Source organism: Bradyrhizobium sp. CCBAU 21365 (genome assembly GCF_015291305.1).
Taxonomy (GTDB): domain Bacteria; phylum Pseudomonadota; class Alphaproteobacteria; order Rhizobiales; family Xanthobacteraceae; genus Bradyrhizobium; species Bradyrhizobium elkanii.
In genome coordinates this window covers 7354265-7367153 of the sequence record NZ_CP030036.1, presented here as the reverse complement: position 1 = coordinate 7367153, position 12889 = coordinate 7354265, and the positions used below count along the sequence as shown (strand labels likewise).

The following is a 12889-nucleotide window of genomic DNA, read 5'->3' as shown; positions in this document are numbered from 1 at the left end:
GTGCCTCCCGCAGCCGGTAACTCGACGGATCGAACCATGAGTGAAGTCCTGCTCTCAGTCGACGGCCTGGCCGCGACCTACAATCACGCCATCGGCGCCGTCAGCGACGTGTCGCTCGTGGTGCGGCCGGGCGAAATTGTCGCCGTGCTCGGCGCCAACGGCGCCGGCAAATCGACCACCTTGCAGGCAGTGTCGGCGCTGCTGCCCGCCCGTCGCGGCCAGATCACTGCGGGCTGCATCCTGTTCGAGGGCCACGATCTTGCCGGCATATCGGCCGCCGCGCTAGTGCGGGCCGGCATCGTGCCGGTGCTCGAAGGGCGGCACTGTTTTGCGTCGCTGACGGTCGAGGAGAACCTCTTCACCGGCGCGATCGGGCGCGATGCGACCCGCGCCGAGACCGCAGATGATCTCGACCGCGTCTACACGCTGTTTCCGCGGCTGAAGGAGCGGCGCCGTTCGCTGGCCGGGCTGACCTCCGGCGGCGAGCAGCAGATGACAGCGATCGGCCGCGCCCTGATGTCGCGGCCGCGGCTGCTGGTGCTCGATGAGCCGTCGATGGGGCTGGCGCCGCTCGTCGTGGAGGGGATTCTTCGCGCGCTCAAACAGCTCAATGCCGAGCAGGGTCTGTCGATCCTGGTCGCGGAGCAGAACTCGACGGTGGCGCTACGCTTCGCCGACCACGCTGTCGTGCTCGAGAACGGCCGCAGCGTGCTCGCGGGTGCCGCCGCCGAGCTGCGGCGGCGCGGCGACATCAAGACGCTCTATCTCGGCGGATCGTCACAAGTCGATCCGAGCCGGCAGCCGACCCAGGCTGTCGCTTGACATCAACCCGGACAGGAGAACGACCATGGCCCAAGAAAATCTCGCCCGAAAGATCGACGACGACGTCTATGCAAGACTCGACGCCGCGATCGACGCCACCGTGAAGGTGAACGCCGATCGCAACGACAAGGAGAGCCGGTTTCCGCGCGAGAATCTGCGCGCGCTGTCGGAGGCCGGATGGACCGGCGTGCTGAACGAGGTGCAGCATGGCGGGCTCGGTCTCGCTCACGTCGACTTCGCCGAAGCCGCGTATCGCATCGGGCAAGCCGATGCCTCGACCGGCCTCGTCTATGTGATGCATGTCGGCGCGGCCCAAACTATCAATCTGTTCGGCAGCGCCGACCAGAAGGAGCGCTGGCTCAAATCCAACAATGGTGGTCTGCTCGGCACCTATTCGACCAGCGAGCGCGCCACCGGCGGGCACTGGTGGTACAATCTCTCGGAAGCCTCGCGCGACGGCGAGGATTATCTCGTCAATGCCGAGAAGTCGTTCACGACCAGCTCGGGTCAGGCCGACTACTATGTGGTACAGACGCGCACGCCCGGCGCAAAGGACCAGGCCGATATCGTGTTCTTCATCGTCGACGGCAAGGCCCAAGGGATCGAATCACGGCCTTGGGATGCGCTCGGCGTGCGGGCCAATCATTCAGGTCCGATCCGCTACAGCAATGTGCGGGTGCCACAGCGCGACCGGCTCGGCACCGAGGGGCAGGGCAAGGAGATCATCTATGACGGCGTGTCGCCGGTTTATCTGATCGGGCTCGGCGCGGTCTGGGAAGGCGTGGCGCGCGGAGCGCTGAACGCGGCGGTGGCGCACACCACGAGCTTCGTGCACAAGGATCGGAATAAGAGCCTATCGGATTACCAGGCGATCCGGCAGGAGCTCGGCGCCGCCAAGGTGCTGGTCGAGACCTTGCGGCCGTGGCGCAACGAGCTCGCAGCGCGACTCGACGTGCTGTGGCGCGCCGGCAGGCCGCAGAGCGAGATCCTGATTCCGCTGACCGAATTCAAGGTGCACGCCGCCGAGGTCGCCAACAAGGTCGCGGCCACCGCGCTGACCGTGACCGGGGGCTATGGCTACCATCGCGGTCCGATCGAGCGCTCCTATCGAGACGCGCGCGCCGCGATCGCGATGGGCCCATCCAATGTGATCGCACGCGACTGGATCGGCAAGGCGCTGGTCGGCTTGCCGTTGGAACTGTTCTACGAGGGCGGAGAGTAAAGCCTCGCGGCCTGCACTCCACAGGCTCGGAAATACCGTTCCCTACCGTCGCTAGTCGACCGCGAACCGTGAGTTGTGCAAGCTTAGAGGCCTTTCAGAAGGCGTTGGCAGTCTTTGGTTCGCTCGATCAGCTTTGCGGCAAGGCGCTGGATAACGGCGTTATCTAGCCCTTCCGCTTGCGCGGTAGCGCACACGCCGCTTACGCTGTCCGGAAGCAGATCGGCCAAGGAGTTCAGTCCCGCAATGACTTTTTCCGCATCGAAACGGATTTCGCGGGCGAATTTCCGCCATTCACGCGCACCTATTTGACCAAGCTTGTATTCCCCACCAATCTTCATCGCGAGCTTCATCTTTTGCAGATCAACATCGTCGTAGGGAAGGATGCTGGCGATATCGTAGAGTGGCGCAAGCCGCACCGTTGGGCCGTTGGCTAGCAGTAATGAGTAGTTCTTGGCGTGCGCATCGGTCCCCCCGATGAGCCAATTGAAGCCGAGAGCATCGATGAACGTATCGATATCATCAACGCTCTCGGTGGAATGGGTACGTAAGAGTTCGATAATATCCGTGGCGGACGGGCCGCCTTCGCTTTGATATTTCCTGGTTGGCATGATGCCGCGTGCCTGGCACACGTCCTCTTGATGGACGCGAATGACGTGATTGCCACTGAACTGCCGATCGTAGCGTTCGACGACAATGGCGACCTCATTCTCAAACCGCATGACCTTTGTTTCGGCGACAGGCAAGCCGAGATTACGCGCGAGATTGAGGCAGATATGTTCGTTCTCGGCATGGCCGTCGAAATAGCCGGTCGGCGGCTTCAGGATATGCGTTGTCGGAATGCGTCCGGACGGTATACCCCATTGTCCTCTTTGCAGAAGCAGTGCGGTTTTCGGCTGTGCACCGGCGAGGCTGAATTGCCCCGTATCACGCGGCAGCCGCCACGCGGCATGATCTTCTCTCAATGCTTGCAGACGTTTTGCGACGGCTGCTTCGTCAAGCCACTCAACCTTGTCGTCCGTACCGCTTTGCAATTTCTCCAAACGATCGGGCGTGACGAATTGAATGGCGCCGGCGCAGTCTTCGCCGACATGAGAAATCAGGGCAAACACATTGCGGGCCGAGACCTGAAACTTCTTCGCCCAACGATCGAGAACGCGCTCATTGTCCGGGAGCAGTCCCCATAGAAAGGCCTGAACAGCGGCGGGGCCGTGTTCCTCGGCCGCGAGTGGCATGGAGAGCGAAATGGGGTATGCGTCCCTCGTTTGCCGCCAATCGCTGTCATAGACAAAGGTGAGACGGCCACGAGCGTCGTTGTGCACGCGGCCGACTTCCCTGCCGTCCAGAAGCGCGATGAGTTCGTTGGTCATGGCCTGCTCTTTTTGGCTTTTGACACGATTGCGTTGATATCAACGACTGGCTTTTCTAAACCGCGGCCATGGGGTTGTTCGCTGCCTGCGTCTAGACGGATGCCGAGTGCGTCAAGAGCGCGGAGCACTAGGCCGAGTTCAGCGCGCGCGTGGCCGCGCTCAACCTCAATAACCCACTGACGGCTGACGCCAATGCGCTTGGCGAGGCTCGACTGGTCGAGCTTGAGGCGTTTGCGTGTGCCTCGAATGATGGCCCCGAGATCGGCCGACGTGCGTATGAGCATGGCAATTCAGAATGTTGACGTTCGCTTACATTACCATATGTCACCGTTCGGCGACAACTGAAAATGTCAGCGAACGTCGACTTTTGAAAATGTCATCGTTCGGTAACACGCGCAGGTTTGTGCCTAGACTAGAAAAATATAATCAGATCAATTAATTATCCTTATGAATCGAGCTCCGGAAAAATCTTTTTAACGGCTCCTTGATAGCCTGGGACGAGCGAGAATTGGCCTGTCGAGGAGATAGCGATGCCTGTCGCCATATATGAAAGATCTGGGTCCGAAAGGATTTTCGGCCGAAGGTTAGAGGTCCCGAGGGCGCAGCCGATGGCTACGAAAAAGTCTCACGCCAAAGCAGGCAAGTTAAACCGTTCCGACCTCGTCGAAGATGCCAGATATCCATATTTGGTGGGGCACGACAAAGATGCACCGCAAGTACATCGGTATGTAATCAAAGCCTCGTAGGAGCTCTACGCCGTCCTCCAAAGCGCACCGGACGATCAGACGGCGACATTCCGTTCGCTCATTGGCGCGCGCCTACTCCGACTACAGCAACGTGCTCGATCGCCGCAGCGTCTCCTACAGAACCAACGTCAGCAGCCGCTGTGGTCGGGATCGATCCCGAGTGATTGAAAGACTCCCGACTAAAGGCTGTCGAGACCAGAGCCGACGAATTCTGCTGCTACCAGGAAATCGCCATTGGCCCAAGCTGCCAATTGAGTATGCGCCGCGCAATAGAAGGCGCGCGACGTGATCTTAAAAAATCGGCATTGGGGCGATTCTCTAGGCGAAGGCCTCGTGCAGGAAGAGCGTATCTCTTCCGCTCCGTGTCCGGGAGCACCACGATCATGTTGTCTGGCAGTCCCAAGGCGGTGGCCTGCCGATACGTCTAACGTGCAGTGGTGTCGTTCTCGAATACGGCTACGAGGCCAACGGTGCCCGCGCTGCCGCAAATGCCTTTAGGAATTTCACAAGATAGGCAGCGCCGCCATCCACGCTCAGTTTGGCATGGATAAAGAACGAGAAGTAATCTTTTCGCTTGGAAATAGCGCCGTGAGCGAGCGTTGTAATATCCGAATGTCCGTGCTGCCTTCGGCAAGAATGACCGTTGTTGCCAGCCGACGGGGATCAAGGGGAGCGGAAGCTCTCTTGTCAGCGCAAATGCTGGCGCCCGACTAGATCCAACCGCCGCCGATCAGCGCCGTGATGACGTGCCGCACGTCAGCGCAGGCATCCAACAAAGCCCGAAGGCTCATCAAGGATCCATAGCCGTCGAACCAAAGCCGGCCTTCGCCGTCGCGATCACGCATCCGGCGATCGATCTCGTCCGTCGCCTCCTCGCGCGTGTAGAGGGTCGCCAGCACTTCGGGTGCCCGCGCCGATACCAATCCTCGACAAAGAATGAGCGCAGTGCCGCGGCCGTCTCCTCTGCCCAATCGCCATCGGCGCAGTATTCGTCCCAGTCTCGCGCGTCGCTGCGAGCTAAGCCTCCAGCCGTTCACGCGCCGTACTGGCCGTGGCAGCCCAAGAGATCCAAACGCGACAAGACCGCTCTGGGCGCCTTGTAGACGACGTTGGAACTTTCCGCCTCTTCATCGACCGACGGCCTGATGGCTCGGTCGCTTTCCTAGAAGAGCGCAGAAATGATCGGGAACGACGGACTTTGCGCCATAGACCTCGGTCCGATCGAAATAGATTTTGCAGTAACTTCCTATCCACCGCTCCTACAGGCCAATGTCCAGCATGGTGGTGCGATCGGTGAACGGTCGGCGGCCCTTTGAACTCCGCCGTGTCGACCTCCCAACCGCACATCGACTTACAATCCATTCTAGCCGATCAGCCACCGCACTGTGACGGCAACGACGTTCCAGCCGAGAGCCATGCAGCCCTGACAACCACGCGACTGGTGCCTGTCGGGCGGGGATGGTCCCCGCCTAAGAACAGGAGCCGGATAGATGTCTCAAAGCCTTGCCTTCGCCAATGCATAGAACCTCGCCCACCCTCATGGTCTGCGTCGTTATCTTCCGCACCGGCAGGGGCGGATACGGCGTCATGCCGGCCACCGAATACGACGGCAGGCGTCAGTGGCAGCCGTACGGGGAGGCCATTGCCATCTACAAGCGCACGAATCTTGCTGGTCTGCCGTAACCGTCCTATCGATTGCCTCTGGTTCTTGGCGATGCACGCTCCGTGCTGATGAACGGGGACAATAGAAGTGTCGATCATCTGGACCGCCGCATCGTGAGCAGCGGCGAGTGTATCTATGATTCGGCTCCAGAGACCGGCCCACGCCAGCGAACAAAGCGGTTATAGCAGGTAGTGTAAGGACCAAAATGATCCGGCAAATCGCGCCAAGGTGCCCCAGATCGCACGACGCAGAAGATGAGGACGCGTCAGTCGTTTACCCGAGGAACTCCACGCGTCTTGTTTGGTAGCATAGACTTGATAAGTGCCCATTCGTAGTCCCTTAGGTCATGGCGCAATGATTCGAAGCCCCAGTTTGGGAAGTTGAATCACGGGCGCCGGGCCGAGCACAATGCTTTTGCCATGTCAGGCCAACTTGTCCTCACGGCCGCCCTCAAGCTTATCTCGCAAGGCCGTGATCACGCGATGGACAATCCTTATATCCTTGACCGACAGCCCTTCTGAAAGATCGTTGATCCAGGGAGCCTGCAATTCCATTGCGGCTTCGAAGGCGCGCTGTCCATTCGCAGTGAGCACGACGAGCTGCGCCCGTCGGTGATGCGGGTTGACCTCAAAAGATACGAGGCCCTCCCTGTGTAGATCATTGATAATCCGCTGCACGTTTTGACGATTGCCGCCGAGGTCGCGTGCGAGCCAAGCGACCGGTTGGGGACGTTCGGCGGACACAATGGCGCCAAGCACCTGCCAGCGTGCGCTTGTTAGGCCAAGCGGCGCGACCAGACGGTCGCCGGCCGTCAGAAGTAGGCTGTCGAGCCTGAAGAGATCGAGAACAAGGTCGGTCAGGGCGTCACCCTCGGGGGTTCGCTTGGCTCTTTTCATTTGTCACCATTGTTTTATATTGACATTATAATGTCAATCTGTCATGTAGGCATAATACCAATTAGGTATCGCATGCTAAATAGCAATGGAGCCACTCATGTCGCTGCTACGCGCACTCGACCCTTCCTTCCCGATCGACCGCCAGATCGCTATTGAGGCAAATTCGGTCGTCCTGGTGAACCCATTCACTCTCGACAAAGCCGATGAGGCGGCTTTTCTCAAAACCTGGCAGGACGACGCAGCGTTCATGAAGCGACAGCCGGGCTTCATTTCCACTCAGCTGCACAGAGCTCTCGGCGACAGCTCGACCTATCTGAACTACGCCGTCTGGGAATCCACCGCACACTTCCGCGCGGCCTTCACCCATCCTGACTTTCTAGCAAAAATAGCCAGCTATCCGGCCTCCGCGATAGCTTCCCCTCATCTGTTCCAGAAAGTTGCCGTGCGCGGCATCTGCGTTGCCTAGCCCTGCTGTTTTTAGGAAGGGAAGATACTCATGATCAAGTTGATCCATCCTATCGCTGGTGCCTTGGCTATCGCAACGATCGGCACATTTTGGCTATCGACGGTACTCAGCGAGCTGTTCGCGTCCCATGCCACAGTTGCCGCGGTTAAGAGCACCATACCGTGGGGCTTCTTGTTGCTGATTCCGGCGCTCGCTGCCACCGGCGGTACAGGTGTCATCTTGGCAATGGGGCGCCGGGCCGGACCGATCGGGGCCAAATTCAAGCGCATGCCATTCATTGCAGGAAACGGCATCCTGATTCTTATTCCGTCTGCGCTCTTCCTTGCGTCGAAGGCTCAGGCGGCAGAATTCGATGCCATGTTCTATGCTGTGCAGGCGATCGAGCTCATCGCGGGCGCAACAAACATTACACTTCTTGCTCTCAACGGGCGGGACGGTCTCAAAATGAAGGGATGGTTGCGCCGCAAACCCGCTTAATCACCTGAACCGGAACTGCGCGGACAACCGACCTGACGCCCGGTATTGTCCCGGCTTTATGAGTACGCGCCCTAAAATCTTATAGCTCTCCCGCCGGAGAATAGGCCGGACGTATCACAATGCGTAGCCAAATCAGCAGTTTAGAACGTTCAGCCCTTCAGTTTACCTCCGGCAGCATAACGCTCGCCGTGGTAACACTAGCCTGCTTGTACCTTCAGGCGCATTTCGCCGCGACGGCGTTCGCCTATTTGTTAGTGGTCTTGCTGTTTTCGCTGATGGGCAGCTTCGTCGCGTCGTCCGCGCTTTGCATCGTAGCCATTGCTGCTCTCGCTTATTACTTTGCGCCGCCGGCGTTCAGCCTGCGAATCGATGCCCCCCGAGATCTGCCCGTGGTTGTTGCATTCTTTATTGCCTCGATTGTGGGAGCGCACTTGATCGGTACGCTCCGTCAGGAAAGAGAGGCTGCGCGTGTGATTGCGGCCAAGCTTCAGCGGAGTGCGGCCGATTTGGAGGATCGCGAAAAGCGGTGGCGCGCCATCTTCGAGCACAATCCAGCCATGTACTTCATGGTCGATGAAGCCGGCACTGTCCTCGACGTCAATACATTCGGCGCGACACAACTCGGCTATGCTCGTGCTGAACTGATCGGTCAGTCCGTGCTGGAGGTATTTCTCGAGGAGGATCGCGCGTGCGTTCGGACGTGCCTGAAGGACGTCGGACAAACGCGCACTTGGGACGTCCAGAAGGTCAGGAAGGACGGCTCGGTCTTGTGGGTACGTGAAAGCGCCAAAGCTATGCTCTGGGCGGATAAGCAGCCCATTGTCCTTATCGCCTGCGAAGATATCACGGAGCGAAGGCGGACCGAACTTGCCCTGCAGCGGAGCGAAGCACATTTGGCCCAGGCGCAGGAGTTGAGTCACACAGGCAGCTTCAGCTGGAACCCCACTACGGGCGAAGCCTTCTGGTCACAGGAGACATTTCGGATTTTCCAATTAGATCGCCAGACAGTGCCGCTGGGGCCGCAGCTCGTCGTTGAGCGCACTCATCCAGATGATAGGGCTTCGGTTCAAGAAATTATTGATCGCGCGATGCGAGACCCGAGCGATTTCGAGCACGAATACCGGCTTCTGCTACCGGACGGCTCGGTAAAGCACATCCATGCGCAGGCGCGAGCGACGAGAACAGCCTCTGGTGAGATCGAGTTTGTTGGGGCAGCTACGGATATTACGGCGGCTAGGCGAGCAGAACAACAGCTGCGCCGCAACGAGGCTTATCTAGCCGAAGCTCAGCATCTCAGTCACACGGGCAGCTGGTCCTGGGACGTCTACGGTCTAGATTTCGTGTATCGCTCCGCCGAGGTCGATCGTCTGTTTGGCTTTCGCCCACAAGAGCCGGTATCGATCGAGACCATCCGATCGCGCATCCATCCGGACGACTTGCCACGGCTGGAGGAGGTGCAGCGCCAGGCGATTGAGCACAAGGAGGGGCGGTTCGAATATGATTTTCGTATCCTTCTACCAGATGGCGGGATACGACGCATACACTCCGTTGCGCACGTGGTGGTCGGCAGCGATGGTAAAGTCAGCGAGCTGATCGGAACACATATGGATGTCACCGGGCAACACGCAGCTAGGGAACGCCTGGAAAACACACTTGCCGCGCTGCGCGAAAGCGAACAGCGCTTTCGCGACTACGCCGAAACAGCTTCCGATTGGCTCTGGGAAACTGGGCCGGATCTTCAGGTCACTCGCTTATCCGAGCACACCAGCGCTGCGGGACTTTTGGCGACAGGATTGATCGGCCTGCTTCGCTGTGACCTTGCGTGCGACGTCGAAGAGGAGCCCGAGAAGCGGCGGCAGCATCGGGCGACATTGGAGGCCCATCTTCCGTTTCGGGATCTCGTCTACCGCACCGTGAATCGGACAGGTTCTCCGATCTACGTCCGCACGAGTGGCAAGCCTTTTTTCGATGGAAAGGGGAACTTTCTCGGCTATCGGGGCGTCAGCACTGACATCACCGCGACCATTCGCGCCGATCAAGCCGAACAAGAACTACGAAAGGCACAAGCGGAGCTTGCGCATGTAACGCGTGTAACGACCTTAGGAGAGCTAACAACTTCCATCGCCCATGAAGTAAACCAGCCACTCGCCGCTATTATCAGCAACGCCGATGCGTGCCTCGGTTGGATGGGGCGGGAAGCTCCTAATCTTTCCGCTGCGCGCTCTTCGGTGGAATGGATCATCGAAGACGCAATCCGGGCAAGCGAGGTGATCCGTCGTATTCGCGCGCTCGCGAAGAAAGGCGACATTGAGATGGTGCCGCTCAACATCAATGAGCTCGTTAAGGAGGTCATTGCGCTGGTAACACGAGAGCTGGTGAGCCACCGAGTGACGTTACGCACCGAGTTGACGGCAGGGTTGCCTACGATCCTCGGCGACCGGATTCAGCTACAACAGGTGATCATCAACCTAGTGATGAACGGAATCGAAGCCATGGACGCAGTTACCGACCGGACGCGCGAACTGCTGATTCAATCATCAAAGGACGATCTGGGGCACATCCAGCTTGCAGTGACCGATTGCGGCGTCGGCATCGCCGAGATCGACGCGGACCGCGTCTTGGATCCTTTCTTCACCACTAAATCGAGTGGCCTTGGAATGGGTCTTTCGATCTGCCGGTCGATCGTGGAAGCTCATGGCGGACGGCTGTCAATGGTCCACAAAAATGGACCGGGCGCGACCTTCCAGTTTGCCCTACCGCTGCATAAGGAGGCCGTCTCGTGACAGGACGATTTGACTCGCCGGGTGAAGTCAGCAATGCCGAGTCCTCGACAAAGGCGGTTGTCTTCATCATCGAGGATGACATCTCCATGCGTCGCTCGCTTACGAACCTTTTTCAATCGGTAGGGTTAGGCGTCTTGCATTCGGATCGGTGCGCGAAATGCTGCAGAGCACAATTCCGGACGTTATTAGCTGTCTAGTTCTCGATGTCCGGCTTCCGAGCTTGAGCGGCCTTGACTACCAGACCGAGCTAGCGAGGTTGAACATACATATTACGATCATTTCATTACCGGCCATGGCGACATTCCCATGACCGTCAGGGCCATGAAGGAAGGAGCGGTCGATTTTCTCAGCAAACCGTTTCGCGATCAGGAACTGCTTGATGCCGTGGTTGCAGCGACCGAACGCGATCGCAAAAGACGAGAGGCTCAGCAGATCGTCGCGAACCTCCAGTCTCGATTTGAGAGCTCAAGCCCCGCGCGAGCAGGGGGTGATGAAACTGGTCGCTACCGGCATGATGAACAAGGCAGCCGCCGAGCTTGGGCTCGCCGAGATTACGGTCAAGATCTACCGGGGACACGTAATGAGGAAGATGCGTGCACGGTCGCTGGCCGACTTGATCAGAATGACTGGGACGTTGGGAATTCGCGCCAATCGTCCTGAACAAACCGAAGTATGATTTTACAATTTCATCAGTCGAGCCCATTTTCGCCGAAGGCGGCTAATGCTTGCAGCCGCTATTCCTCCTTCAGGAGGCTCGTCTTACCCATGCCTGTGATTTCCGTTGTTGACAACCACGCCCCAGTCCGTGCGGCGGCAGAGAATCTTTTGAAATCGCGTGGCTACATCGCCGCGACATCTCCCTCCCTCTCTCCCGACCGACCCTGAGGAAGCGCTCGCCGGTGTCGTAGCTTTGCGCCGACTGGCGGACAGGATCGAACGCCAAGCCGTCCGCTCGGCCCTACGCCAAGGTTTGTCGTGGTCGACGATCGCCCAAGCTTTAGGGATCACCAAACAGGCCGCCGACAAACGACTTTCAGACGTGGCGACACGCAACAGCTCTATATAAGAGGATTGTCATGTTCAAAGGCATCGGATCGAAGCTCAACGACATGGGCACCATTAAGTTTCTTTGCGAGAGGGCGGAAACTTACGCCTTGCAGGATCAGCAGCGGGAGCCTGGGGCCGAACACTTCTTGCTGGCCTCACTCGATCTTCCGGACGGCACCTGGGCGGGGGGAGCCCGATGCCCTGAAGGGCGCGATCGAACGGCAGTACGGCGAAGCCCTTCGTTCAATCGGTCTGAAAGCGGATGCCCCGCGCGATATGCCGATGCCGGCAAGTCCCGGTATCTATGATGCCGCCCCCTCTGGTCGGGAGATCATGCAAGAGCTGGCCGCAATCCGGAAAAACCATGGTCCGTTGCTGGTGCTCATGTCGCCGGAATCGTCGCTGGAATGTCGCATGGCGTGGCCGCGCGAGCACTTCGCGCCCTCGGCGTTGATTCCTCGCTCCTGAAATCGACCGCCGATCCGATATCGGCGGTCGGACACGTTCACCGAGACGAGGCCTAGGGGCCGCCAGCTATCGGGAAAGTAGGTTTGAGCGGCTCCGTCAGCACGTCGCTGAAATGGAGCGGCGGGCGACCGAGGCCGAAGCGAAGTTGAAGCGCCTCTATGACGGGATCGAGAATGGCGTGAGTGATCTGTCGCTCAAGGATTGAATCGCCGAGCTAAAGGCGGTACGGGATAGGGCGAGCGGCGACGCCGGTCGCGCTCTCGCGCATATCGAGCGTATCGGCCCCGCGATCACGCCAAAAAGTCTGCGCACGTTCGCCGATGCGGCCCTACGCAAGCCGCGGAGTGACGATGGTACCTTTGCCCGCGCTCACCTGCGCGCCGTCGCGCAAAAGGACGCCGTGTCGAGCAAGCAAGAACTGGGCGATGCGACCCGTCGCCGCCACTGATTCCTGCAATGTTAGTTACGAAAAAAGTCTACGTTGCCTTTCGTAGCCGAGTCTTTTCTGACACTTCCTGACGTTCGCTAATGCCCTCCCTTCTGCTCCTTTGCTTCCGTTGACGTGGAATGCGGCGCGCCTCAGGTTAGCTCGTTCTATTATGGAGGAGACGTAATCTTGATACGGCGTGGTCAGGACTTCGAAAGCAGTGTCCAAGTTGAACGTAGTGCGGTCGCAGATATGCCGGCGCCTAGCCATCTGCGTCGCCTCCCGTTTGCGCAGCGGTTGACCTGCACCGTCGCGGAGGCCTGTGAAGCGACAGGTCTTGGGCGGACCAAGATCTATGAACTAATCGGGGATGGTCGAGTTACCACGACGACGGTCGGTCGCCGTCGTCTGGTCATTGTGCAATCTCTGTTGGCTCTGGTGGGTGTCGATACGATACCAGCCGACACTGGACAGGTTCGCAGCTCCTCATGACGGCCACGCGAGC

Annotated in this window: 11 protein-coding genes and 2 pseudogenes; 8 read left to right on the top strand and 5 right to left on the bottom strand. The window is 59.0% G+C overall.

What is annotated here, in order from left to right:
* Positions 1–36 precede the first annotated feature (36 nt).
* Both XI02_RS34570 and XI02_RS34565 read left to right on the top strand, forming a co-directional pair.
* A complete protein-coding gene (locus tag XI02_RS34570) occupies positions 37–822 on the top strand; it encodes an ABC transporter ATP-binding protein (protein WP_016848253.1) in 786 nt (261 codons plus the stop codon).
* A 25-nt stretch (positions 823–847) separates the two neighbouring features.
* Positions 848–2044: an acyl-CoA dehydrogenase family protein gene (locus XI02_RS34565; protein WP_016848252.1), complete on the top strand. Its 1197-nt coding sequence runs from the start codon at positions 848–850 to the stop codon at positions 2042–2044.
* Positions 2045–2127: 83 nt separating this feature from the next.
* Here the strand turns inward: XI02_RS34565 and XI02_RS34560 are convergent, their stop codons facing one another.
* The 5 genes and pseudogenes from XI02_RS34560 to XI02_RS34540 form a co-directional block, all read right to left on the bottom strand.
* The gene (locus XI02_RS34560) at positions 2128–3411 is read right to left on the bottom strand and encodes a type II toxin-antitoxin system HipA family toxin (protein WP_016848251.1); all 1284 of its coding nucleotides are present in this window, start codon (positions 3409–3411) and stop codon (positions 2128–2130) included.
* The gene (locus XI02_RS34555) at positions 3408–3695 is read right to left on the bottom strand and encodes a helix-turn-helix domain-containing protein (RefSeq protein WP_016848250.1); all 288 of its coding nucleotides are present in this window, start codon (positions 3693–3695) and stop codon (positions 3408–3410) included. The genes XI02_RS34560 and XI02_RS34555 overlap by 4 nt, the downstream gene beginning before the upstream one ends.
* 1172 nt (positions 3696–4867) lie before the next feature.
* A complete protein-coding gene (locus XI02_RS34550) occupies positions 4868–5056 on the bottom strand; it encodes a hypothetical protein (protein WP_016848248.1) in 189 nt (62 codons plus the stop codon).
* Between the two features lie 703 nt (positions 5057–5759).
* Positions 5760–6175 (bottom strand): annotated as a pseudogene (locus XI02_RS34545) (IS5 family transposase); the annotation flags it as partial.
* A 67-nt stretch (positions 6176–6242) separates the two neighbouring features.
* Positions 6243–6716: a MarR family winged helix-turn-helix transcriptional regulator gene (locus XI02_RS34540; protein ID WP_016848245.1), complete on the bottom strand. Its 474-nt coding sequence runs from the start codon at positions 6714–6716 to the stop codon at positions 6243–6245.
* A gap of 85 nt (positions 6717–6801) precedes the next feature.
* On the opposite strand from XI02_RS34540, the gene XI02_RS34535 reads away from it, so the two are divergent.
* From XI02_RS34535 to XI02_RS46500, 6 genes and pseudogenes are all read left to right on the top strand, one after another.
* The gene (locus tag XI02_RS34535; protein ID WP_016848244.1) at positions 6802–7182 is read left to right on the top strand and encodes an antibiotic biosynthesis monooxygenase; all 381 of its coding nucleotides are present in this window, start codon (positions 6802–6804) and stop codon (positions 7180–7182) included.
* A gap of 30 nt (positions 7183–7212) precedes the next feature.
* On the top strand, positions 7213–7659 hold the full coding sequence (locus XI02_RS34530; protein WP_016848243.1) for a hypothetical protein: 447 nt from the start codon (positions 7213–7215) through the stop codon (positions 7657–7659).
* Between the two features lie 119 nt (positions 7660–7778).
* Positions 7779–10442, top strand: a complete 2664-nt coding sequence (locus tag XI02_RS34525; protein ID WP_018273349.1) for a PAS domain S-box protein — start codon at positions 7779–7781, stop codon at positions 10440–10442.
* Positions 10439–11118: pseudogene (locus XI02_RS34520) on the top strand (response regulator transcription factor). Before XI02_RS34525 ends, XI02_RS34520 begins: the two are co-directional and overlap by 4 nt.
* Positions 11119–11822: 704 nt before the next feature.
* Positions 11823–11957 (top strand): hypothetical protein, encoded by a 135-nt coding sequence (locus XI02_RS46080; RefSeq protein WP_256438780.1) that lies wholly within the window; start codon positions 11823–11825, stop codon positions 11955–11957.
* Positions 11958–12636: 679 nt separating this feature from the next.
* Positions 12637–12876, top strand: coding sequence for an excisionase family DNA-binding protein (locus tag XI02_RS46500; protein ID WP_035632478.1), 240 nt, complete (start codon positions 12637–12639; stop codon positions 12874–12876).
* Positions 12877–12889: the final 13 nt, after the last annotated feature.